General features: G+C 61.1%; 11 protein-coding genes and 11 pseudogenes. 12 read left to right on the top strand and 10 right to left on the bottom strand.

Going from position 1 to position 22859, the window contains the following annotated elements:
* A partial coding sequence (locus tag YY7_RS55160) for a 4Fe-4S dicluster domain-containing protein (RefSeq protein ID WP_035692671.1) occupies positions 1–141 on the top strand: 141 nt, incomplete at its 5' end.
* Between the two features lie 614 nt (positions 142–755).
* Here YY7_RS55160 and YY7_RS61375 read toward each other — a convergent pair.
* Positions 756–1064 (bottom strand): annotated as a pseudogene (locus YY7_RS61375) (transposase); the annotation flags it as partial.
* 322 nt (positions 1065–1386) lie between these two features.
* Between YY7_RS61375 and YY7_RS55175 the strand changes: the two are divergent.
* Complete coding sequence (locus YY7_RS55175; protein ID WP_051397279.1) at positions 1387–2724, top strand: hypothetical protein; 1338 nt, start codon at positions 1387–1389, stop codon at positions 2722–2724.
* Here YY7_RS55175 and YY7_RS57225 read toward each other — a convergent pair.
* Complete coding sequence (locus YY7_RS57225) at positions 2713–3123, bottom strand: hypothetical protein (RefSeq protein WP_028168797.1); 411 nt, start codon at positions 3121–3123, stop codon at positions 2713–2715. The two genes, YY7_RS55175 and YY7_RS57225, sit on opposite strands and share 12 nt — an antisense overlap.
* Before the next feature lie 413 nt (positions 3124–3536).
* Here YY7_RS57225 and YY7_RS62730 point away from each other — a divergent pair.
* Positions 3537–3614, top strand: a pseudogene (locus YY7_RS62730) (BrnA antitoxin family protein); the annotation flags it as partial.
* Positions 3615–3893: 279 nt separating this feature from the next.
* On the opposite strand, the pseudogene YY7_RS0144920 reads toward YY7_RS62730, so the two are convergent.
* The 4 genes and pseudogenes from YY7_RS0144920 to tnpA all read right to left on the bottom strand — a co-directional run.
* Positions 3894–4366, bottom strand: a pseudogene (locus YY7_RS0144920) (TCP-1/cpn60 chaperonin family protein); the annotation flags it as partial.
* 78 nt (positions 4367–4444) lie between these two features.
* Positions 4445–6098 (bottom strand): IS66 family transposase gene (gene tnpC / locus YY7_RS55185; RefSeq protein WP_155255609.1). Its coding sequence is split into 2 segments (ribosomal slippage): positions 4445–5368 and positions 5370–6098, totalling 1653 coding nucleotides; the frame shifts between segments, so codons are not numbered across the junction.
* A 46-nt stretch (positions 6099–6144) separates the two neighbouring features.
* Positions 6145–6465 carry an IS66 family insertion sequence element accessory protein TnpB gene (gene tnpB / locus YY7_RS0144930; protein WP_433994572.1) on the bottom strand — a complete coding sequence of 107 codons (321 nt, stop codon included), beginning with the start codon at positions 6463–6465 and terminating at the stop codon, positions 6145–6147.
* A 23-nt stretch (positions 6466–6488) separates the two neighbouring features.
* Positions 6489–6890 carry an IS66-like element accessory protein TnpA gene (tnpA, locus tag YY7_RS0144935; protein WP_028168800.1) on the bottom strand — a complete coding sequence of 134 codons (402 nt, stop codon included), beginning with the start codon at positions 6888–6890 and terminating at the stop codon, positions 6489–6491.
* Positions 6891–7349: 459 nt separating this feature from the next.
* On the opposite strand from tnpA, the pseudogene istA reads away from it, so the two are divergent.
* The 4 genes and pseudogenes from istA to YY7_RS64045 all read left to right on the top strand — a co-directional run.
* A pseudogene (istA, locus tag YY7_RS55190) lies at positions 7350–8240 on the top strand (IS21 family transposase); the annotation flags it as partial.
* Between the two features lie 453 nt (positions 8241–8693).
* Positions 8694–10000 (top strand): annotated as a pseudogene (locus tag YY7_RS55195) (MFS transporter).
* An 870-nt stretch (positions 10001–10870) separates the two neighbouring features.
* On the top strand, positions 10871–10999 hold the full coding sequence (locus tag YY7_RS64615) for a hypothetical protein (protein WP_283807049.1): 129 nt from the start codon (positions 10871–10873) through the stop codon (positions 10997–10999).
* A gap of 1842 nt (positions 11000–12841) precedes the next feature.
* Positions 12842–12973 (top strand): annotated as a pseudogene (locus tag YY7_RS64045) (AhpC/TSA family protein); the annotation flags it as partial.
* Between the two features lie 158 nt (positions 12974–13131).
* Here YY7_RS64045 and YY7_RS0144965 read toward each other — a convergent pair.
* A complete protein-coding gene (locus YY7_RS0144965) occupies positions 13132–15411 on the bottom strand; it encodes a hypothetical protein (protein ID WP_028168802.1) in 2280 nt (759 codons plus the stop codon).
* A 748-nt stretch (positions 15412–16159) separates the two neighbouring features.
* On the opposite strand from YY7_RS0144965, the gene YY7_RS65375 reads away from it, so the two are divergent.
* The 4 genes and pseudogenes from YY7_RS65375 to YY7_RS55210 form a co-directional block, all read left to right on the top strand.
* Positions 16160–16393 (top strand): S1/P1 nuclease, encoded by a 234-nt coding sequence (locus YY7_RS65375; RefSeq protein WP_165421509.1) that lies wholly within the window; start codon positions 16160–16162, stop codon positions 16391–16393.
* An 815-nt stretch (positions 16394–17208) separates the two neighbouring features.
* Positions 17209–18316: pseudogene (locus YY7_RS55200) on the top strand (IS630 family transposase).
* Between the two features lie 25 nt (positions 18317–18341).
* A pseudogene (locus tag YY7_RS55205) lies at positions 18342–19010 on the top strand (SDR family oxidoreductase); the annotation flags it as partial.
* Between the two features lie 511 nt (positions 19011–19521).
* Positions 19522–20011 (top strand): annotated as a pseudogene (locus YY7_RS55210) (IS630 family transposase); the annotation flags it as partial.
* A gap of 623 nt (positions 20012–20634) precedes the next feature.
* On the opposite strand, the gene YY7_RS61385 reads toward YY7_RS55210, so the two are convergent.
* On the bottom strand, positions 20635–21267 hold the full coding sequence (locus YY7_RS61385; protein WP_155255611.1) for a hypothetical protein: 633 nt from the start codon (positions 21265–21267) through the stop codon (positions 20635–20637).
* On the opposite strand from YY7_RS61385, the pseudogene YY7_RS64055 reads away from it, so the two are divergent.
* Positions 21245–21664: pseudogene (locus YY7_RS64055) on the top strand (transposase); the annotation flags it as partial. The gene YY7_RS61385 and the pseudogene YY7_RS64055 sit on opposite strands and share 23 nt — an antisense overlap.
* 24 nt (positions 21665–21688) lie before the next feature.
* Here YY7_RS64055 and YY7_RS59450 read toward each other — a convergent pair.
* A pseudogene (locus tag YY7_RS59450) lies at positions 21689–22156 on the bottom strand (carboxymuconolactone decarboxylase family protein); the annotation flags it as partial.
* 6 nt (positions 22157–22162) lie between these two features.
* The gene (locus tag YY7_RS0145020) at positions 22163–22717 is read right to left on the bottom strand and encodes a peroxiredoxin (protein WP_028168808.1); all 555 of its coding nucleotides are present in this window, start codon (positions 22715–22717) and stop codon (positions 22163–22165) included.
* Positions 22718–22859: the final 142 nt, after the last annotated feature.

Here is a 22859-nt window from a genome sequence, read left to right on the forward strand (position 1 = left end):
CTCAACCACAAGGGGCAGGTCGAGGTCACCGTCGACGGCTGCATCGAATGCGGCACCTGCCGTGTCATCGGCGAACCCACTGGCGACATCGAATGGAGCTATCCGCGTGGCGGATATGGNGTNTTATTCAAGTTTGGATGAGGGCTGAACGGCAGGCCGCGTGTCATCGCCAAGAAGCACGGCCCAAGATTGGTCCACGAGCGACCTGATCAATTCGCTGCGACGATGCCGGCACACGGCAGCTGGGGCGCGTAGTTGCTCGTAGCTCAAACCCTAAAGCCCCAGCCAATCGATCACATGCGGCCAGATCTCTCGATGCGCACTCTGACCGACGAGCGCTCCAACTTGCTGCAGCGGAACACCGGTTTCCGCCTGATAGACAAGAACGGAGGGGGTGCTCAACGGTTGCAGTATGGGACCAGGAGGGCACCAAACGACTGGTATGATCAACTATCGCGGCGACGGGTCATTCAGTAAGCGGGTCCGAGCCGGCAAGAGGGCCGAGCACGTAAAGCTCGTTGCGGGCCAAGCAGTCTTTGCGAAAGCGCACGCGCACGTCTATCCCATTTCGGAGCAGTTGGCGAGCGGGGTAAACTCATCGGGGCTCCCACGAATGGCGCGGAGGGGGGATGGCGAGCGCTTCCGAATCCGGCAAGCTGGCCGTGCAGCCTCGCAATAACGCACCAAGCACGAACTCCTCGGGTGCCGCGGTACGCTCGCCCCGATCGAGGAGCAGGCTCCCTGGCAGCGTGCTAATGGGCTCGGACGATGGTGCAATCAACGATCGATACTCGAAGTCTGGATCGTCAGACATCGCTTCGAAGATCGCCACCATACAGCCTTCGCGCTCCAGCGGCTGAAGCGTTGGAGAACGCTGTTCCAATCGCCAAACGCCTCTGGAAGATCACGCCAGCGAGCTCGCGTACGCACAATCCATAGAACGCCCTCCACGAACATCCGGTAGTCGCCTCCAGTCGATCCCTTTTGTCAGCCCGGCCGATAATCAGCGGCGCCATCCGATCCGACGGCGCGTCGCTCAAAACCATACGGTCGATCATACCCAAGACTGCCTCCCCAAAAGCAGTCTTGAACTGATGTGCCGGCTTAAGGGAATCCCAGGAGGTCCACAGGACCTAGTAAGCGGCAAGCGGTGGTTCCGATTGCTCCAACTTCGCCAGCGCAAAAATCTCTCCTCTTGGTCATTAAGGCCTTTCTTCGGCGGACGACCGATGCTGCTGCGTGTGAGAGAATGCACGCTTCGGCCAATTTGGCCCACTCTAATTCTCTAAGCCCGTCAGCTTGTCGAAAGCTGATCCTAGTAGAGTGAGAACTAGAGAGCGACACTATCCGCTCAGGATTGCGAACCGGCCCCAACCGGAGGGGAACATGGACCCACTTAACAATATCAGCCCATTCGACCGAGATCTCGCTACGTACAACGCCACGGTGGCACAACAGCAACAGCAGCAAGCGGAATTTGAGCCGCACTTGGATGAAGTGCCGCAACGCGATGCCGCTCCCGTCGCAGGGGTTCCTGCTCCTCCAGGCTCCTATTATCCGTTGGAGCTCGGGCGCCATAGTGCCCGCGATCCTCATTCCGAAGGCGCCGTCGCCAGACGTCTTGGGGACGCCGCTGCGCAGGACAGCGCGTCGCGGGAAGCTTTGAGATGGTCGGAGGGGCTCACAACGCAAGGTCACGATCAGGGTCTGCTGCGGGGGATCATGGACGAAGCCAGCCCAGCATCGTCTCTCGATCCAACCGTGCGCGATCACCAAGCGCCGGATTTTGGAGAAGCCGTTCGTCAGTTGAACCGGCGCGACGGCTACCAGCCGGCTCCGGACGAGCTGACCGGGAGCGCGGCGAAGAGGCAGAGGACGCTAAGCCATCCGCAAGAGGATGCCATTGCGCGGCAGCTGAGCGAGGCCGGCAATTCAGCCGCGCGCGTGTTGATGGAAGACGCCGGCCCACCGTCGCCTCTCGGGCGAGCTGTCGGCTCGCCAGTGGTCCTTCCTGCGGAAGGTTACGATCCGGATCTGCTGTGGGCGAGGATGGAAGGCGCCGGCCCATCGTCGTCTCTCGGGCCAACCGCGCGCCATCCTCAGGCCCCGAATTTCGGAGAGGCCGTTCGTCCCTTGAACTTCGGCCACCAGCACGCGCCGGACGAGCTGATCACTGCGCGGGAGGGGAGCAGCCTCCCGCCGAGCCAGGACAGCCGACCGACCAGCTTCGTGATCAACACTGACCGTTACACGGCGCTGTTGGTGCCCGCGGGGCTGATGAGGCAGAGCGCCCCACTCAATCCGCCAGGCGCTGCCATTCGTCTCGGATCTCGACCGGAAAACGCTCCGCAGCCGAGCGCGCGGCCGGGGAATCGGACCTCGCCAGCGCCGCTTGGACACAGGATGGAGCAAGCCGCGCCCGCGTCCGCCAGGGCTGAGGCTATGCCCTCAGCGGTCGGCGAGACTTTTGATGCTTCATTGGCCGTTCCCGAGGACTTTTCCCACGGCACCCAACCCGCGCCGGACATGATGATCTCGAAGCTGGGCCGCTGGGGCCTCTTGCCGGACGCGACGGAGCCGGTAAAGCACTACGACATTCGCGGCGAGCGCTACACCGCCGTCTTGGGGCCGGGAGGACCCAACGACGTTCGGCTCATCCATCACCCTCGAGTTGGTAGTGATGCTGCGCCAGCGGTGCGGGCGAGGGCTCTGTCAGACATCTAGCGCGGTCGTCACTCTCTGGCTGATCTGCCGTCGACACCGCAGAAGCTGCGTGATGACGCTGACTATCGCAATTCCGAGCAATTGTATTGGCTTCTTTGGCGGCATCAGGTGCTTCAGCGGGTCCTGAGCGAGGGTCGAAGATCGCTTGCGGTATGGATGACCGATTGATTTGCTCCGGGTGATTAGTTCGCAATCGGAGAACTTCACCCTGAGCGTCGCCGTCCCGCCCCGGGCGCCTGTGGCCTCGCAGTGGTGCGAAACCTTTTCGATGAGCGGCTTCAGTTCCGCTGCCGGAGCATCGTACTCCGCTAGGTCCTCTGAGAAGGTGTTCTCCGCGCCGAGGGACTTGCGGATCCGGTTGGCACGCACGGGACGCTCGTCGATGCCGTGGGTATCCAACAGAGTAGCTATCGGCCTTGCCGAAGTTGGCGTTCATAAACTCGAGTGTCTGTTGCGCATGTCCATGCCCGGGAAAATCCCGAGGCGGTTCATCTTGGCGCTTGTCGCCGGCCCGATCTCATGGAATTTCCCGGCGGGGAGATCCTGAACGGAGGTCGGACCCATCTTTGGCGTGGTAAGGAACGATCATGCGGCTTGCGGTGGTGCGAGGCGAGCTTCGCCAGCAACTTGTTGTAGGATGTCGGCCGAGCGGTCAGGCAGTGTCCAAGTGCCAGCGTGAGGCTATGACTAAGCGATAACCCGAAATCGACTAAACGCGACTTTGCAAAGACAAAAGCCTTCGACGAGGTCTTCCCAACGATGCGCAAGGCGCCGCGGCTCAATAAGGCGCCGACGAATAAGCTCGGCTTAGCCCCGTTGTCTTGAATCATTTCAAGGCCGGCGGCCCTAACTGGCAGAGCAAAATTGACGAAGCATTTGTGAAGACTTGACGGAAGCCCGCGGATAGCTGAACGGACGCTCCAGACGAGCGGGGCGTCTCGCGGAGCTTTTTGTTGCATCAGGTCGGCATATGAAATCTTGGGTTCACAATCGGCTGAACATGCTTAACGAAAAAGGCGACCAGCGCTGCTGAATCTGCGAACAGCAGATTCCGGGACTCGCGTAATGCGAGCCCGGAACAACGTGGTAAGAGATTGCAAGAGCAAACAAAAACCCCGGCATTGCTGCCGGGGTTCTCGCGTTTCGTGGTTCACGTGACGGCGGCTGGATCAGAAGTCCATAACACCCATGCCGCCCATGCCGCCCCCAGGAGGCATTGCGGGGCCGGCGGCCGGCTTCTTCGGCAACTCGGCGACCATCGCCTCGGTGGTGATCAGGAGAGCCGCCACCGACGACGCGTTCTGGACTGCGGTGCGCATGACCTTGGTCGGGTCGATGATGCCCTTGGAGACAAGGTTGCTGTACTCGCCGGTCTGCGCATCGTGTCGTAAGAGTACTGATCCTTCTCCAGGACTTTGCCGACCACGACCGAGCCGTCTTCGCCCGCGTTGATCGCGATCTGACGGGCCGGCCAGGACAGCGCCTTGCGCACGATCTCGACGCCGGTCTTCTGGTGGTCGTTCTTGGTGCGCAGGCCCTTGAGCTGCTCGGTGGCACGGAGCAGGGCGACGCCGCCGCCCGGAACGATGCCTTCTTCCACCCCCGCACGGGTCGCGTGCATTGCGTCATCAACGCGATCCTTGGTTCGCATACGACGAAGACCGCCTGATCGACGCATGCGCGCGGGCACGGCGAGCTCTATGATGGCGTTGCGTGAAGATCAGGCGGCCTGCTGATCGGCGGGCTTGTCGCCTTGGCGCAGGAGTTTCCATTCCCAGGGCAGCAGTTCGTGCAGACGCGACGCGGGAAGATCGGCGATACGGGCGAGGATGTCAGCGAGCCAGGCCTTGGGATCGGCGTCGTTGAGGCGACAAGTCGTGATCATCGTCAGCATGATAGCGGCACGGTCGGCGCCGCGCTGGCTGCCGGCGAAGGTCCAGTTGCGCCTTCCCAATGCGATGCCTCTCAATGCGCGCTCAGCGCAATTGTTGGTCAAGCAGATCCTGCCATCGTCGAGGAAGCGGGCGAAGTCGTCCCAGCGCCTGAGCATGTAATTCATAGGCTTCAGGACCTCGGAGGAGCGCGAGAGGGTTTCGCGCTCACGCAGCAACCAGGCGTGCATGTCCTCGAGAAGCGGCTTGCTCTTTTCCCGGCGAACGGCACGCCGCTCGTCGGCGCCGCGGCCGTTAATGGCGCGCTCGATCTCGAACAACGCATCGAGGCGTCTGACCGCCTCCAGCGCGATCGGAGAGACCGGTTTGCCCTTCTTACCTTCCCGGGCATTTTTCTCGATGTCAGCCAGCTCGAAGAAGCCCCGCCGCGCATGGGCAAAGCAAAACGCCGGCGTGATCGGCAGCACCTTCTTCTGCGGGTCGAACAGCGGCTCGAAGCCGTTGTAGCAATCGGCTTGCAGGATACCGGCGAAGGCGGCCAGATGCTTCTGGGGATGCTCGCCTCGTCGATCGCTCGAGGCGTAATAGACCGCCGCCGGCGGCGCAGGCCCGGCAAACGGCCGGTCATCCCGCACATAAGTCCAGATCCGCCCGGTCGTGCACTTGCCCTTCGCCAGGATACGGATGGTGGTGTCGTCGCCATGAAGGCGCTCGGCCGCGAGTACATGGCGTTCGATCAAGTGGAAGAGCGGCCATGGCGGCGAAGGTCCCGTGGCCGACTTGGTCGGCCAGCGTCGACAACGGCAGGTCGATCCCTTCAGCCTTGAAGCGCGCACTCTGGCGGTTGAGCGGGATATGCATGCCGAACTTGTCGAACAGGATCGTCGCCAGCAATTGTGGGCCGATGAAGCCGCGCGGCGTGGCGTGGAACGGGGCGGGCGGCTGGCTGATCTTCTCGCAATCGCGGCAGGTAAACTTCTCGCGTACCGTCTCGATCAGCTTGAAGCGGCGCGGGATCTCCTCCAGCGTCCCGGTCACATCCTCACCGATCTTCGCCAGTCGCGATCCACCGCAGCAGGCGCAGGTTGTTGGAGCCTCAATGACGACGCGCTCGCGTTCGATGTCATCCGGCCATGGCTTGCGCACCGGCCGCTTGCGCATGAAGGGGCGGACGTTCTGCGTCTTCGCCGCTGCGGCCTGCGCGGCAAGCTCATCCTCGCTCGCCGTGGTGGCGAGTTCTTCGAGCTCTAACTCCAGTTGCTCGAGCAGCCGCGCTGTGCGCTCGGAGCGTTGCCCGTACAGTTCGCGCTTGAGCTTCTCGATCCGCAGCTCGAGATGCGCGATCAGCGCTTCGTTGTCCGACAGTTCCGCCCGCGCACTGGCAGCCACCGCCTCGGCTTGCAGCCGCGCCTCACGCTCGGCCTGCAGCGCCGCCAGGGCACTCACAAGGTCCGATGGAAGATCGTCCGGCTTCGATATCATGAAGCCATTGAATCAGATCGAGCAGCAGATTCAAACCGTAAAACGGCTATCCGACCCGCGTCGGACGCTGGGTTTCTTGAGGGTTGCGCCAATCGATCCCGGACAACAGATAGCTCAACTGCGCCGGCGAGATCGTGACCGATTCACCGGCAACCGATGGCCAGATGAACTTTCCTCTCTCGAGCCTTTTTGTGAACAAGCAGGCTCCCTGGCCATCGTGCCAGATCGCCTTCACAAGATCGCTGCGGCGACCGCGGAAGACGAACAGATGACCGCTGAGCGGGTCTTTGCGCAGCACCTCCTGCACTTGGAGTGCCAGCGACGGAAAGCCTCTGCGCATATCCGTGTAGCCTGTCGCGAGCCACACTCGCACATTCCCCGGTATAGCAATCATCGGCGTCCAAGCACATCGAGGACCCGCGCCAGCGCCTCCGGATCGACGTGCGCATCCACCCGGATGCACCGTCGGTTGCCAAGATCGATCTCGATCAATCCAGTACGCGCGGCTGCCACAGAGCGAACTCGGCCGTCAGCCGTAGGCAAAAGCTTCGGAGTTTCCTCAGCCGATGCCGCTGCGGCGGCGATCTGCACCGGCGTAAAAGATGGCACAACTTGTTCCGATGTCCGTGCTTGTCGACGCCAGGTAAACACCAGGCTGGCCGCTACTCCGTTGCGACGCGCAACCTCAGTCACCTTCGCGCCCGGCACCAACGTCTCCTCGACAATCCGTGCCTTGTCGTCCTGCGACCAGCGCCGCCGCCGCTCCAGCCCGCCCAAAACCTCGACCCGCATCGCCTGATGACCTTAAAGCTAGACTTAAGGTCACACGCTTCGCTAATTACCACCCGTCACGCAAGACGGCCGCCGTCGGATGCGTACGATCCTTGCGCTCCTTCACCTTGATCTCGGTCGCGCCGCCTTAGCTGACTGCAGCTCTCGGCGTCGACGATCTACGTCAGTGATAAGCGCCGCATGTGTCCGCGCGGCTTCCTGGCCTTTTCGAGGCCGGCTGGAATGAACGGCCGTTCCAGCTGATCCGGCAGGAATTCTATCTGTGGGCGGGAGCGCGGTCTGTCATGTCGGTCCGAGCGCTTCGCTTCACCGGCTGTTGATGCCTGAGTAATTCTCCCCAGAAGTGCCGTTTAAAAAATCCCCAGTTGATCGTGTCGCCCATCCTCAGGGCGCGCCCTGAGGATGGGCGGCGAATCGATCACCCAATCCTGCTCTGCCCAGAACGAGGGAGCGGGTGCGGTGATCAAGCTTGGGGAAGTCATCATGATTCTTGATCTTCATCGGCAGGGACTGACGGTTTCAGCGATCGCCCGCGAACTCGGGATCGATCGAAAGACCGTTCGTAAATGCATCGCTCGTGGCTTAGAGCCGCCGGTCTATGGTCCACGTAAGCCGCGCCAGCGCCGCATCGATCCATTCGTTCCGTATTTGCGCGAACGGGTGATGGCTTATCCCGGCCTGACCGGCCGCCGGCTTTTGCGGGAGCTTCGCGAACGCGGTTATGAGGGCGGCTACACCGCCGTTACCGACCTGCTGCGCGAGATTCGTCCGGTCCCATTGCCAACGTTTGAAGTTCGCTTCGAGACGCCACCGGGCGACCAGGCGCAGGTCGACTTCGCTCAATTCCAGGTGCAGTTCACCGATGAGCCGGCGGTCACCCGCATCGTTTGGCTGTTCTCCTTTGTGCTCGGCTTCAGCCGGCTGATTTGGGCGCGTTTTGTCCTGCACCAGGACATGCAGACGGTTCTGCGCTGCCATATGGCGGCATTCGAGGCGATCGGTGGCATCCTCCATGAGATCCTTTACGACCGCATGAAGACTGCCGTCATCGGCGACGCCGGCGGCAGCATCGTCTACAACCGGGCGCTGGTCGACTTCGCCCGACACTATGGCTTCCAACCCAAGGCCTGCCGTCCGTATCGGGCTAAAACAAAGGGAAAGGTCGAGCGACCTTATCGCTATATCCGCGAGGACTTCTTCCTCGCCCGCTCGTTCCGCAATCTCGATGACCTGAACGCGCAATTGCGCCATTGGCTGGATACGGTGGCCAATCCGCGTCTACACGCCACGACCCAGCGTGTCGTCAACGACGCCTTCGCCGAGGAGAAGGTGCATCTCAAAATGCTGCCGCTGGCGGCCAATCGCCTGACGCGTCCGCGCACGCAGCCGAGCTGAAGGCAGCATGCACGCGCGGTGGCCGTTGGGTGTGAAAGCAGGCACTACCACGTTCGGCGCCCTCCAATGTTGTCGCAAACTCGCCAATGCAAAGGAGCGCAATGAACGCGCGCGCCGAAAAATTGCAGCGCGTTCGTTACTCATCTTTGCTGGCGATTGCCGCAATCAGTTCAGGGCTTGAATGTGCCCGCAAAAGGCAGGCATGTTTATGCACTCATTATCATGAGCTTCGTCATGACATGCTTCAGGCCACATGTGAGCACTGGCGCGCGGGCCGGCCACGTCAAGATAGAGGGTGCGTGAGGCAAGTGGAATGCGACGTGCGCGACCTGGCTGGTCGAAAATGCTCGGCCAGCGATCGCGCTTAAGGCGGATCGAGGATGACCAGGCAATTTAACTCGGAAGAGGCTGGAGCCGGTCCTCGTTGCAGCAGACGACCGTTTGACCAGCCGCGCCGAGTTGGGCGCCACGATCGGCAATATTCTCGAATTCTACGACTTCGGGACCTATAGCTTTTTCGCGATCCAGATCGGTGAGGCGTTCTTCCCGACGAGCGACCCGTTCGCAGCCTCATGCTGTCGCTCGTGACGTTTGGCGCAGGTTTTGTAACCAGACCGATCGGGGCCATCGTGCTCGGCTCGTACTCGGATCGGGCGCCGGCCCGCGATGAGCGCCAGCTTTGCCACGATGAGCGCCGCGATCCTGGTGTTGGCTGTTACGCCCTCCTACGAGACAATAGGAATTGCTGCTCCCTTACTAACCATTTTCGCACGTTTGGTGCAGGGCTTCGCTCTCGGAGGTGAAGTCGGTCCGACTACCGCCTATTTGATAGAAGCGGCCCCGGCCGAGGCCCGCGGTCTTGCTGTCTCGTTTCAACCTGCCAGCCAACAGATAGCTGCGACCGCCGGAGCGTTGGTTGGAGAAATACTCTCCCTCACCATGACAACCGAGGCACTCAATGCGTACGGATGGCGGATCGCGCTTTTGCTCGGCGCCGGTACGCTGCCGTTCGGACTTTGGTTGCGGAGCGCCCTGTCGGAAACGTTGCACCGCCCCGAAGCCCCGGCTCTCCTCGTCCAGACTGTAAGATCGCCTGCCGCTCGCCGCATCATGAGCTTGGGATTCGTCATTTTGGCGAGCTGCACGATTATTACCTACGTCCCGCAATATCCACCTATGCGCTGAACACCCTGCAAGTTTCTGCGCCTCTCGCCTTTGCCACCACGCTCATCAGCAACACGGTAGGAAATGCTGCCGCCCTGCTGGGCGGTTGGCTCGCGGATCTGGCCGGACGCCGGCACATCATGATCTGGCCGCAGATCGCTGCGTTCCTGATGATCTATCCGGTGCTTTTGTGGATCACAGAGAGCCGCAGTGCCCTCGCACTTCTCGGAGGCCTCGGCGCGCTCACCCTGATCGGAGCGATTCCGAATAGCGCCTTCTATGTGAGTATGGCCGAAGGTTTGCCCAAGAACATTCGCGATGGCGCCTTCGCGACGATTTACGCTTTTGCGATCGCGATCTTCGGAGGCACAGCGCAAGTCGTCGTCACCTGGCTGATCCACGTTACCGGGAACGCGCTGGCGCCCGCCTGGTACATGCTTGTCGCCAGCGCGGCCGGGCTCTGTGCCATGCTGATGATGCCCGAGACCGCACCGCCCGCGACCTCGGAAAGGACCATGACCCCAGCTGCGACATCAACGCGATCAAGTTGACCCGTTAAAGAGACCGGCCTCAGCCAGTTCCGGTTGGCGATTCTCTCGTCACCCGCGATCACCCCGTCTCCGCAACCCCGACCAGCTCCGACGAAGTGATCGCTACCATCGTGCCACTGGAGACAAAGAATGGAAGCTTGGCAACACCTCGCAATTAAAGGGCCGGGGCGATTGTCCGGCCATCCGCATCAAAGGCTTACACCCTCTTTGCAAACCAAAACCTTGTCGGGGCCGCGGCATGACGGAGGCCCGGACATACTGCCGCCGCTGCCGCACCAAGCTTCCCCATCCGACCGAGAACCCGCGCTCGTCGTTCTGCTGTCGTGGTTGCTGGAGGATGTTCTACGCTGCGAGGTGTCTGGTCTGCGAAGGCTCGATGGCGCGCAACGCCGGCCACCAGCTCGTTTGCTCTCGACCGGCCTGCAAGATCGAGTTCCGTGCACTGAAGCGTCACGGCGTCCTTGGCCGCTTCTACGGACCAAAAACCGCTGTTGGGCACACCCCCAGCCCGAATGTCGTCAGCGCCTCCGCAAACACCGCAAAACAAGGCGTTTGCGAGCGCGTCGACAGCGACCGAGGGTGGCGCATCTGGGCTCCTCGCTGAGCCCGTCGGAAATCCGCCTCGCGACCATCGGGTACACGGCTGCGGTGAAGGCTAGTCGTGTCGCCAACAGACGCCTTCGGGATGAGCTGGAGCGGGCCGAGATCGAGGCCAACGGTCACTTCGAGGACGCCGCGTGGCGCGAAATGACGAGCTCCCACGGCGTCCGAGCGTTCGTCGCCAGCGACAGGCGGCGGTCGGAATCGTGAATTCTCCCTCGCGACGTTCTTTCCCTTGGTCGACGAGATTCCGCGATAACACGCCGCGCAATGCCGAATTCGGGCACATCGTGGCGCCACACCTTCGACCTGACCGAGCCGACGAAGGTGTCGCAATTGATGCGCGTTGCCCGCCGCTATGCGGACCGCAAAGACCTTGCGGCCAAGGTCGAACGTTAGGCGGTGCTGGTCGCGCTGTCGCGTAGCGCGCTGCAAGAAGCGGCACGTCGTGAGTTCGAGGCGAGGATTTTGGCCGGCGAGCGCGTGAGCGCGCAGGAGGTTGCCGCGAAAACAACACGGGGCCTGAAGCGGAATGGAAGACCGCCCAAGGCTCCGGCCGCGACATCCCCGGTAACCCCTTAAATTACGGTGTTTGCGGACGCCTGTTCGACAATCGGGCTAGGTGGGTAGCCCGCCAGCCTAACCACCAACTTTCAGGCAGCACCCGCCGACGGCACTGACACCTTGCGCGGGGGATCCCGCGAAGGGGCTGTTCGTGTGTGGCGAACGCCAGCCGACGACAGCGCGGCCTGGAGCTTCCGACATCAGGGGCGTCAACTGGCGTCCGCAAGCGCCTGTCACATGACCGACTCACATTTTTTGTGCTCGCCGATGTGACCTGTCCCCAAAAACCGACGGCCCCGCTCACTCGGCGAAAGAGGCCCATCGGAGGCCAAGTTCCGCGGGGCCTGCCTCCGGACCACCGGCTGGGCAGGCTGGAGCCGGCATGGACAGATTTTGTCTTGCTGGAGTAGCGCCATGAGCCGCAAGTTAAAGCGTGTGTCGTGCTGCGAGGTGTGCTGGACGATGCTGTCCGGATGGTGCCCGAAGCAAAGCGGACGTCATCGTTGAAGGCATGCCTAGCCGAAAAGATACTGGCTCTGGCCGCCGGGGCCAATCGGACACCGCTGTCTTACCGCGGCTTGCCGTGCGGGCGGTGCTGGAATCCTGCTGTAACTGCTACGGGTGTGAAGGGCAGCAACCGACCCTTGCAGCGGGCTGCGACCATCGCGGGAAGGTGATCTAAATCAAAGCCAAAGTGAATTAGCCGCGCTACGTTGCTGATAGGCCGAGTGGCCCTTCGGGCCATTGAGAGCTACGAGATGCTATGGCCGATCATGCAGAAATCATCCGCGCGAGCCGAGCAATGTCGGCAGCAGTGCAAAGACGGCTGGTCCGATCGACAAACAGCGACTACTGCGGCGTTCCGATGAATGGCCGAGGCTCGCACAGCTACCGGTGCTCGCTTCAACCGAAGACGCCTGCAGGAGTGAGCCTGACGAAGGCGACATTCTCAGGCTCCAGCAGTTCACTGAGATGCCTTTGCTCATGTGCGACCTCTTTGCTGATCGAGCTTCAGCCCCCTGACCCCACGGTCGGCCGAGAGGGAGCACTGCCCCGGCGCGCCCAACGGTCGCGCCGGGGCACATGACCTGGAGCGGAATATGCCTCGAAATAACTCAGCCTATTACCGCGCCAAGGCCGAGGATTGCCGTGCGCAGGCGGAGCGAGCGAGCCGCCCGCTCGACAAGGAGTCGTGGCAACGCCTCGCCGATGAATGGCAAAAGCTCGCAGAACACGCCGAGAGACTCGAAAATCAATAAGTCTTCGACCGATGCCCCACTTGGAAACTTGCTTAGGAATCCTGCGCAGGTTGATCGCTAAGGCGATCTGAACCGCATCCCGTTGGCTGAGAGGGCCATTAACGAATACTGGGATGTCACCCTGCCGAGGGCCCGCAAGAGCGGCCTTCGGTTTGTTCAGCAACACATTCTGGCCCACGCCAATGCGGTAATGGGGGATCGCCGCTCCTTCGCCGAACGCGTACATCGAAACAAAGCTGGCGGAGTAAGGCCGCCTTGGTCGGGGTATCCGCGGAGACGTGCCAGGTGTCATCGGCGATCTTGCGGAGGCGGTGCGTCCAGTCGAGACCACGCTGCATCATTTGGCTTCGCTTAGCCAGAGCCAAGCAAAAGTCCTGCCCAGCAAGCGGCAGAGTTATTCTTACGAAATTCTTCTTTGGGGAATTCCCTGATCGACCGGGAGGGGATTGTGCGCTGGAGCTTTACCGAAGTTCCCGAAGGCGGCCATCGCATCTTCGGGCGGCCGAGCCCCGAAGAGCTGATGTCGGCCGCCTCCCAAGTTGCAGCCTAACATGCTAGCGTGTTTTGGCGTGCAATCCTGCCATCTTGTCCTGGGCTGAGATGGTACGAGCCTGCCACACGACAAGAATGGCTTGTTCTCCGGCCAAAGCGCGATGTCACCGACTCATAAGGCAATACGCCCTCCGTGATTGTCGTGCCATACCCCAACTACATCCCGTGTCGAGCAACCTGCGTCGACCGGTGCTCCGCCTCGGCAAGCCAATAGGGTGGGTGGCCGCTAACTGCGGTGCTCAACAAGGACTTACAGAATGCAGGCGTTAGCTTGCCGCGATGGATCACGACGTTCTCGTGACCCGTCGCAGCTCGGGCGTTCTGCCAGTGCCGATTGTAGCCGCGCTGTTCATTCGACTTCACGTGGCAAGCGGCGAATTCGGCGTCATCCAGCGTCGCCAACTGCCAGGCATGTACCGGCCGTTTCGTATGAATGTGCACCCACATCGGACTGGGCATCGCACCATTGCGCCGTGCCTTACCCTGCAGCTTGATCTCGAACAGCGTCCCTGGCTCGCCCTTCAACGCGCGCGGTAGATCCGCAGGCGCCAACTCCTCAGCCGCCCGCAGCTCTTCAAGGTACTTCTGCGACGGAAAGGCGTAGGTCTTCATGCAATCGATCCTGATTTTGGCCTTTCGGTCCTGCAAAGTCTTTGCCAGCCCCTGTGCCTCGGACAACATCACCTTGAGCCGGTTTAATTTGTTGTGCACTTCGCTCACTTGCGCAGGCGTGAGTAGGCCGCGTCGACGAGGCTCCTCCAACGCGGCTACACAGGCCTGCATCTCGGCGGCCTGCTTCTGCAGGCGCTCGACGACGGTGTCCACGATGTGGTCGGCGTCCTCGGGTTTCATCTGGCGCGCTTGCGAGATGGCCCTTTGCTGACCGGGCAGATCGAATTGCAAAAGTTCGTCCAACCGCTTGAGTACTCGCGTCAGTGCCTCCTTCGACGGGGGAGCCTGCCACATCGCCAAGTGTCCGGTCGCCGACGATGACGCCCTCGCATGTGCCTCCTCCGCGCTCGCGAGTTTCTTCGTACCCAGATCGGAGAGCACGAGAACCTTGGCTGCTGGCGCCGTGCCAATGCCGGCGGTCGCGACCTGCGGCTCCGGCCGCCCAGCCGCCGAACTCCCGGCGCAAGCGGCGGGCGTGCGCTTGCCTTTCCCCTTCCTGCGCGCTGCAGTGCCTTCGGCCGCAACAGCCCTGCCGGTAGTGCTCGCCGGTGTCGAAGCTCCAGCCTCGGCCGGCGGTGCGATGTTGGCCGGCATCTTCGGCTGCACTGCCAGAAACCGCATGACCTCGTTCGCAGTGAGCCACGCGCCTTCCACGATCTGGTCCAACAGTTCCACTGGGAGGTGGGCACCTGTTCCAACGTCGCTTAGCTTGGCAACGATGTCGTCCTGCGACGCCGACGCAAATTCCGAAAGCCGCTCCATGACTCCTTCCAGAACGGCGCAGTGCTCTGCGTCGAGTGCCTGTCCTTTGCTGTATAGAACAGCGTCGGACGTCGAGACGAATGCCGGAAAAACATCCTCGATGAAGGTTCCGAGCAGACGCGCCCGCCCGTTCTCACCAATGAGGATTTTTCTCACGGCTGGTTCGAACTCGCTCGCCTGCTGCTCAATCATGAGCTGCGCGAGAGCGATCCGCGATTGCAGATGCATGCACTTCGTATTGAGTGCCCAGCCGGCGTGCAGCCGCAGTGCCGCCTCTTCGCCCTGCCGCATCCGGGGCGTTGTACTTGGTAGGTTGGCGGTGGCCGCGCAGACGGACTGCATCCGTTCCGAGCGCAATGCCTTCTTTCCCCACCACTCTATGCAGGCCAAGTACTGTTTCGCCACAGTGGAAACCGCTCGGCTGAGCTGGTCGGGCGAAGCGTTGGATTTGCGGAGCGCGTCGAGCACGGATGCCGCACCCTTCCTGCTCTTCTCCAAGGCGTAGATGGTCCGGGTGGCCAGCATGTTGCATTCTTCCGCCGCCTCGAGTGCCACGTCGCGGATTCGGCGAGCCTGATCGTCGGGCACAATGCTACGTGCCAAATCTGGGGGCAGACTCGCGTAGTACTCCAGAACTGTTGAGCCTGCCTTGACGACTTGATCGATCAGCTCTTGCAGCTGTGACGAGTCCTGGACTTGCTTGGCCGCATTACGACAAGCCTCAAATTCCTCAAGCAGGCTGTCCATTTTCCGCTTTGTTGCTTTGATCTCGTCGCCCCTCGAGGAAACGGGGACTGCCAGACGCGATGTTGGCGGGTGGCTGGCGAGTGGCGCCGTTGCACCTTGAGGCCCGGAGCGCATCCGCTCCACGACGGAGTCGAAAGATTGGCTGCCTTCCCCAGGGGCGAGACTGGAATCCGAGGGCGCATTGCTTGATCCCCCCGCGCTGTCGGCTCCTGCAGTCCCAACGTGCGATTTGCCAGGTCGGCCAATGCCCGTCATATTCATCTCCGATACAGCCGAGAATGCGCAGCCTATCTAGATAGAGCACCTGGCTGACGATTGGCTGACGAAGGTCGTTCTCCCGGACGCACAAGAAAATCCGAATGACCATCGTTCCAATTCCATGGAAGCTGCCCTGGTGAAGCTCATATGCCGCACGTTTGAGGACCGGGTTCGAGAGCCCGGCAGATTGCGAATCCATCTCATCGCGCAAAGCCGGGGCGGATAACGGAGGTCCCATGAGATTGCGAACTACCATTCATGGGAGCACCTGTACGCGCATCTTCGGACCTATACGAGATCCAGTGCCAAGGCTGCCGAAGGCGGTAACGAATTCCGGAGGCTGGATATGGCGTTCTGCAACGTTCTGGCCGGAAACTGATGCTTTCTCTTAAGGCCTTCTGTCGTCCTCCCTGAGGAGGCGCTAGCAGTCTGCTGAAAAACGTGAGGAATGAAGCGTTTTTTTTCTGTTGCGGAGGCCTCGTTGGGCTGGCGCGTCCGGGAGGCTAGGTCTGGGCTGGCTAGGCTGCAGCCAGTTTGGGGATGCGGATCAGATTATAGGCGATCAGATTGAGCAGGAAATCGGCGGCGACGCGACCGATGCCGCGATGTTTGGTCTTGCGCATGGTATTTCGACCTCTCGCCCGGATGTAGTTGCAATCATGAAGGCGCACGACTTGTGGTAGATCGAGCTGAAGGCTGTGGGCAAAGGCTATGAGAGCTGTCTGGCTCGCGTGGCTCGTGCTCGTTGTGTCGGTCTCGCAGGCCTGGTCCTGGGGCAGGAAGGCCATGCAATTGTCGCGAGATCGCACGGCGACGGCTCGATCCCGCCACGCTCGGCAAAATCGAGGGCCTGCTTGCGCAGGAAGCTCCTGCTCTTGATCACCCCAACGTAACACTTGCTTCGATCGCCAGTTGGGCTGACGAGTACCGTGCCGACCATAAGGATACGGCAGGATGGCATTTCGTGGATACCGGATGATGATCAACCTACGATCCGGATGCTGACCTCGCGCAACTCTGGTTCGATGAAGGGCGGGCAGACCAAGCGCGCACTAGATGTCGGCTTCCCTGGCGGCGACCAACGCTGCAACCCTCGTGCACCCCGTCCTGATCGGGCGCATTTTTTTCTCTTCCGCGAGCGCGTGCGTATGACTTGCTCGATTGATTCACATCAATGCCGTGCTGTGCTATTTATGATCAGAAACGCAAGGAGGCGAGATCGACCGGGTGGCTGCGCTCCTGAGGGGCTTGCGTCATTGATCCAGCACCTAACGATCGCGGGAGCTTTACCTCACAATCAGATCTAGCTGGATTTCCGCACGCCATCATCGGCGCGCCGATTCGAAACATTCAATCTCCAGCCGCTGCACGCCGGAGAACTTATGTGCTTTGCTCTCCTCTCGTCAAAGCTTAATCCAACGCAGCAGGGCGAACGCCTTTTCGCTGCGAGCCTGCATTGCCGGTCGAAAGCAGCGCCCTATCTCCTCAATGACGGCGGACGGTCGGGCAGGAAGATCGTCCGTTTGGACGAGACGAAGGCTTTGGGGAAGCCGCCATGCACATGGCATAGGATGGGTCGGGAGAAAGATGGGCTCGAGCTGATCTCCCTACTGACGGCGCATCAATCAATGAGCGAGCAAGGACATCAGGCCATGGGACGTATGAATGAGAAGGTCATTCTGGTGACCGGCGGAGCTCGCGGGCTGGGTGCAGCTCATGCGCGCCTGCTAGTCATCTGGAACGCAAGTTCGTCACATTAGTTGATAGTTCGAATCTCTACAGAGGAGAGTGCGAGTGGCTAATGCAGGTGAGCGAGGCCGGCCGATTGCGCCGTTAATGCTGAGTGCGCAGGAGCGGGCGTACTTGGAGAGACAAGTTCGTCGTCATCGCGTAGCCTGGTCGCTATCTGAGCGATGCCGTGCGATCCTGCGGTGTGCGGATGGCTTGCCAAGCAAGTCTGTAGCTGCCGAACTCGGCCTTCACGAACATACCGTTGGTAAGTGGCGTCGCCGGTTTTTGAAGGATCGCTGTGATGGCCTGCTTGACGAGGCCCGCCCTGGCCGCCCTCGCACCATCAACGACGATCAGGTCGCTGCCGTGATCGAGCGGACGCTGCGGACGACGCCAGCCGACGCGACGCACTGGTCGATCCGCTCGATGGCGGCGGAAACCGGCTTTTCTCACACCACGATCCGCCGAATGTGGGCAGCGTTCGGCTTGCAGCCGCACCGCAGCCAGACATTTAAACTGTCGAGCGATCCGCTATTCGTCGACAAGGTGCGCGATATCGTCGGCCTTTATCTATCCCCACCGAACCGTGCGCTCGTCCTCAGCATCGATGAGAAAAGCCAGATTCAGGCGCTCGATCGCGAGCAGCCGGTCTTGCCGATGATGCCTGGCGTGCCGGAACGGCGCACGCACAGCTATGTGCGGCACGGTACGACCTCGCTGTTTGCCGCGCTCGACGTCGCCTCGGGGTTCGTCATCGGCAAATGCTACAAGCGGCAAAGGGCAGTCGAATTCTTGAAGTTTTTAAAAGAGATCGATGCCCAGGTCCCTGAAGGCCTCGATGTCCATATCGTCATGGATAACTACGCCACCCACAAGACACCCAGGATCAAAGCGTGGCTTGCTCGCCGGCCGCACTATCATGTCCACTTCACACCAACTTCCGCGTCATGGATCAATCAGGTCGAGCGTTGGTTCGCTGAACTCACCAGAAAGAAGATCCAGCGAGGTGTTCACACCTCCGTCAGGCAGCTCGAGGCCGACATCCGTACCTTCATCGACCTGCAACAGAAACCCGAAGCCCTTCAAATGGACCAAGTCAGCCGATCAGATTTTGGCTTCCGTCAAACGCTTCTGCCACAAAGCTCAACAGACTTTATGTGGCGAACTTTAGATTCACGTGACTAGTAGCCGAGGGCGCTAAGGTCGTAATTACTGATATTCTTCACGCAGAAGGGGAAACTCTCGCTGCTGAACTAGGCACTTCCGCCATCTACGTGCGCCAGGACGTCACCCAGCCGGCGGAGTGGGCCAGGGCGGTCGCGGTCGCCGAAAGCAGCTTCGGCGCGCTGCATGGGTTGGTCAACAATGCTGGGATCGCCAGCATGGCCTCCATCGAGCAGCTCTCGCTCGATCAGTGGAATAGAACCATTGCCGTCAATTTAACCGGTGTGTTCCTCGGAATGCAGGCGGCCCTGCCGGCAATTCGGCGCGCGGGCGGCGGTTCGATCGTCAACATCTCATCGGTCGAGGGGCTGCGGGGCACTGCCGGGCTTCATGCCTATGTGGCTTCTAAGTTCGGCGTGCGGGGCATAACAAAGTCTGCTGCGCTGGAGGCAGCCGCCTCTGGCGTCCGCGTCAACTCGATTCATCCCGGCTTCATTACCACGCCCACTACCGAGCGTTTCGATCCCTCTCTTTTCCCTATTCCTCTGGGCCGGGCAGGCTGCCCGCAGGACGTGTCGCATGCAGCCTTATTCCTACTCAGCGACGAGTCCAGCTATTTTACCTGTTCCGAGATCGTCGTCGATGGCGGTTTGACGATCGGCGTTCCGCACAGATGGCAGGCAGCCGAGAATATCTTTTGATGAATACCAACTGACAGTCTAAGCCAGGGCAACAAAATGCTGCGGTTCGCCGTCTCAGCTCTCGGGATCTTCGGACGTATGGCCAACGGTAACGTCTCCGGCGGATCGCAGTTGGCGCCAGCAGCAGCGGAGGCGCCCGCAAAGCGCGAAGAGTGCTTGCAGCTGGAGCAGAAGGAGCTCTTGCGGGCGCCGCATTTGGGTGAAGCGAGCGAGAAGACCAGGTTCTGCCTGCGCGGGAGCGGGACGACGCTCGACGAGAAGAGCATTGAGAACTGCGCGCTTGTTGAACAAGGCGACGAACCAGCGCTTTGTGGATGGCATAGCGTAATGCGCGCCGTGGGTTCTCGTGTGCTAACTGGGCTCCAGCGTGGGCCACACTTGCTGGGTCGCAGGCACCTTCGAACTGGTCGGCGGCAGGCGCACGGATGGGGCCAACACGCGAGGAGCACGCTGCGCAATTGCCACTATTTAGGCGGGCGGTTCGCGCCAGCAGTTGGGGTTCGGCTACATCGAAGGCGTCACCGACGACTACCAGCGTCATGGCACGACCACCCTGTTTGCCGCCCTCAACGTGCTCGATGGCGCAATCATCGCTCAATGCAAACCCCGCCATCGCCACCCGGAGTTCCTCGCCTTCCTGCGTCATATCGAAGCTAACGTGCCGGCCCAACTGGACATCCATCTCATCGTCGACAACTACGCCACTCACAAGCATCCCAAAGTCAGGGCCCGGCTCGCCCGCCGTCCGCGTTGGCACATTCACTTCACGCCAACCTACGCCTCCTGGCTCAACCAGGTCGAACGCTTCTTCGCGCTCATCACCCAACGCGCCATCCGGCGGGGATCGTTCGATTCCACCGCCGATCTCGTCAAAAAAAATCGACCGCTTTATCCGCAGCCACAATGCAAATTCACGCCCCTTCATGTGGACCGCTGCCGCCGACTCCATCCTCCAAAAACTCGCGCGACTTTGTCAGCGAATTTCCGGGGCAGAACACTAGAGGGAACATTCTCACCAATGTTTTCCGACTGGAGTGTTAGCTACGGAGACGGGATAGTTGGTGATTGAATGAAGCGATCCTGATGGAACCTTTGGACCGGTTGGCGATCCGCAACTGCATCTATCGGTACTGCCGCTGCATGGCCCGGGCCAGCAAGGCCATGCTGCGCCGCTCCTATTGACCCCACCCAATAGATCGGCATGGCATCTATTCCGGGCCTGCGGAGGGCTCCTGCCTCCCCGCGCGAGAGGTGCTCAAAAGCGCGCCCGCAGTATCCACCAGTTCGGCCAGTTATGACAGAACTGGTCGGCCCGACGCGCGCCGCTCTGCGACGTGCTTCCTTGTCATGCAGCGCGGCGGCAAGGATGGGCNCGTGCGGCAGTTCCGATCGGGCGACGCTGTTGCGGCTCGTTCGACAAGCGCGGCGGGGAGTGGTGCATTGAGGATTGTTCGACTGGGCCGAGGAGCAGTCGTTGCAGCCTCAGACCGAGGCCGCGCGCTGTGGCCGGCGCCTGCTGAGTGGAGCGCGGCCGTCCGACGATCCGATTTGCGAAACTCCGGCCGCTGCCCTCGATCGCCGCAAGCAGGATCCGCGTGCTCGCTCGTATCAGGTCCGGCGCACATCATCGCGCAACAAGTAACTGGAGACCCCAATTTCCAAGCGGCACGCTGCTTGCTTCATTCGCGGTGCCATCACCGATTGCCAGCTCGAAGGCGCTTGGTTGTGGATCGGGAAAGCGCCGCGGAGTGTTTGATGCGATCTTGAGTTCGTTCTTGGGGAGCGACAACGGTTGCGCTGGTCGAAAACGGTGCAGCCAATTCGGCGAACCCTTGGGCCAGCAGCACAAGTGCCACCGACCCTGCGGAGCTGGTCCGGAGGATGTATTGGCGGGCACGTCGACGGTGGTTACGGCCAAAAACCCTTCAGCAATCCCTACGGTCCGTCCGTTTATGGCGTCGTCAATACTCCTGTGTTCCTGGCAGGCGGCCGGATCGGCTACAACTGGCAGAGGAATAGGTCGGTGTTTGGCCCCACTGCTAGCGGTGCAGTCTGCAACGGCACAAATACCTGCCTCGCCGGCTCCGGCACGATAGTGAGCGCAAACTGCAAGGCAAACCCAAATGTCTTTGTAACTGGCGCCGGTCATCTCGGTTACGCTTTTGGCGCGCAGGGCCACACGCTGACCTACCTTAAGGGAGGCGTGGCTTGGCAAAACAATCCAGATGACGTCATCAATAACAACGAGTTTGGCCAATATCGGCGCCGGCGAGCGCGACTTCTACAAGGCGCTCGACGAGGTCTTTCCCGGCACACGCCACCAGCGAGGCTGGGTGCACAACACCGTGAACGTCCTGGACATGGTCCCACTCTCCGTGCAGGCCACCATGCAAGAAGGAGTTCTGCGAGGTCCATTGGGCGCGAACCGAGCGTCCGCCGAAGCGGTGATCGACGTCTTCGCCGAGAAGTATTGCGCCAGTACGGCTGGGCGGTCGAATGCCTGGTGAAGGATCGCGACGCACTGCTGGCCTTCTACGATTTTCTTCCCGAACGTTGGGATCACTTGCGCACCACCAATCCCATCGAGAGCGTGTTCGCCACCGGGTCGATACCGGACCGCGCGGACGAAGCGCTCTTTGTCGCCAACCACCGCTGTAATGGACCCGCGGAGCGGGACCGACCGCGGTCTGGATGACCGCCGTGCTGATGCCGGCCTCCCGCAGCGCCTTCTCATGCGCGTCCATGCAGGCCCCGCAGCCGTTGATGGCGCTTACCGCCAGCGACCACAGCTCGAAATCGGCCTTGTCCACGCCGGGATTGCCGATGACGTTCATGCGTAGCCGCGTCGGCATCGTCTTGTATTCCGGGTTGGCGGAGAGGTGAACGAAGCGGTAGTAGACGTTGTTCATCGCCATCACCGAGGCTGCGGATTTCGCCGCTGCGACCGCGGCCGGCGTCATCACGACAGCTACCGCAGATTCCATTGCGGCGATCACTACAGGATTGCGGGCGGCAATTGCGGTGGCGAGCAACAGCCCGTGTTTCCTCTGCGGTGATAGCGTCTCATCTGATATCATCGACGCCAGGTTCAGTCTGACGTCCTTGGCGAAATCGGGGATCTGGTCCATCAACTGCTCAATTGACATGATGCCTCAAGCAACCTTCAGCGTTTCGCCGCCGATCTCGCGGTTGCAGGGGCAGAGCTCGTCGGTCTGCAGAGCATCCAACACGCGCAGCGTGTCCTTCGGGTTTCGGCCGACATTGAGGTTGGTCGCGTAGACATGCTGGATCGTGTTGTCTGGGTCCGCGATGAATGTGTAGCGATAGGCGACGCCGTCCGGCGAACGCACTTCAAGACCATCGACCAGCCCGCCCTTGGTGTCGGCAAACTGCCAGATCGGCAGATGGTTCAGGTCCTTGTGTGAGCGTCGCCAAGCCAGCTTGCAGAACTCGTTGTCAGTCGAGCCGCCCAGCACAACCGCATCGCGGTCGGCGAAATCCTTCGACAGCCGGGCAAACTCGGCGATCTCGGTTGGGCAGACGAAGGTGAAATCCTTTGGGTAGAAGAAAATGATCTTCCATTTCCCAGGGAAGCTGTTTTCCGTCAGCGTCTCGAGCGCGCTCTGCCCGCTCTCTTCGTGCAGATGAAAACCGGGCTTCACGCCTGTGATTTCGAACGGCGGCAACTTACTTCCAATTCCAAGCATATCGTCCTCACAAGTTTGCTTCGCGCGGGAAGCGATGATACCGGCCCCAAGTCAAGCAAGCGATGTGCCAGGAGATCTCGCGGTTCAACTGGCGGAAATGCGACAATCGGATGCTCGCCGCGGCGATATCTCGGTCCGTAAT

This window comes from Bradyrhizobium elkanii WSM2783 (genome assembly GCF_000472865.1).
Lineage (GTDB): Bacteria > Pseudomonadota > Alphaproteobacteria > Rhizobiales > Xanthobacteraceae > Bradyrhizobium > Bradyrhizobium elkanii_A.

What these genes read in the sequence shown, in the direction of transcription:
- YY7_RS0145020 (WP_028168808.1), bottom strand. Translation starts at nt 22,717, where the DNA reads ATGCTTGGAATTGGAAGTAAGTTGCCGCCGTTCGAAATCACAGGCGTG.
- YY7_RS64615 (WP_283807049.1), top strand. Translation starts at nt 10,871, where the DNA reads ATGCCGAATTCGGGCACATCGTGGCGCCACACCTTCGACCTGACCGAG.
- YY7_RS55175 (WP_051397279.1), top strand. Translation starts at nt 1,387, where the DNA reads ATGGACCCACTTAACAATATCAGCCCATTCGACCGAGATCTCGCTACG.
- YY7_RS0144965 (WP_028168802.1), bottom strand. Translation starts at nt 15,411, where the DNA reads ATGACGGGCATTGGCCGACCTGGCAAATCGCACGTTGGGACTGCAGGA.
- tnpA (WP_028168800.1), bottom strand. Translation starts at nt 6,890, where the DNA reads ATGCGGGTCGAGGTTTTGGGCGGGCTGGAGCGGCGGCGGCGCTGGTCG.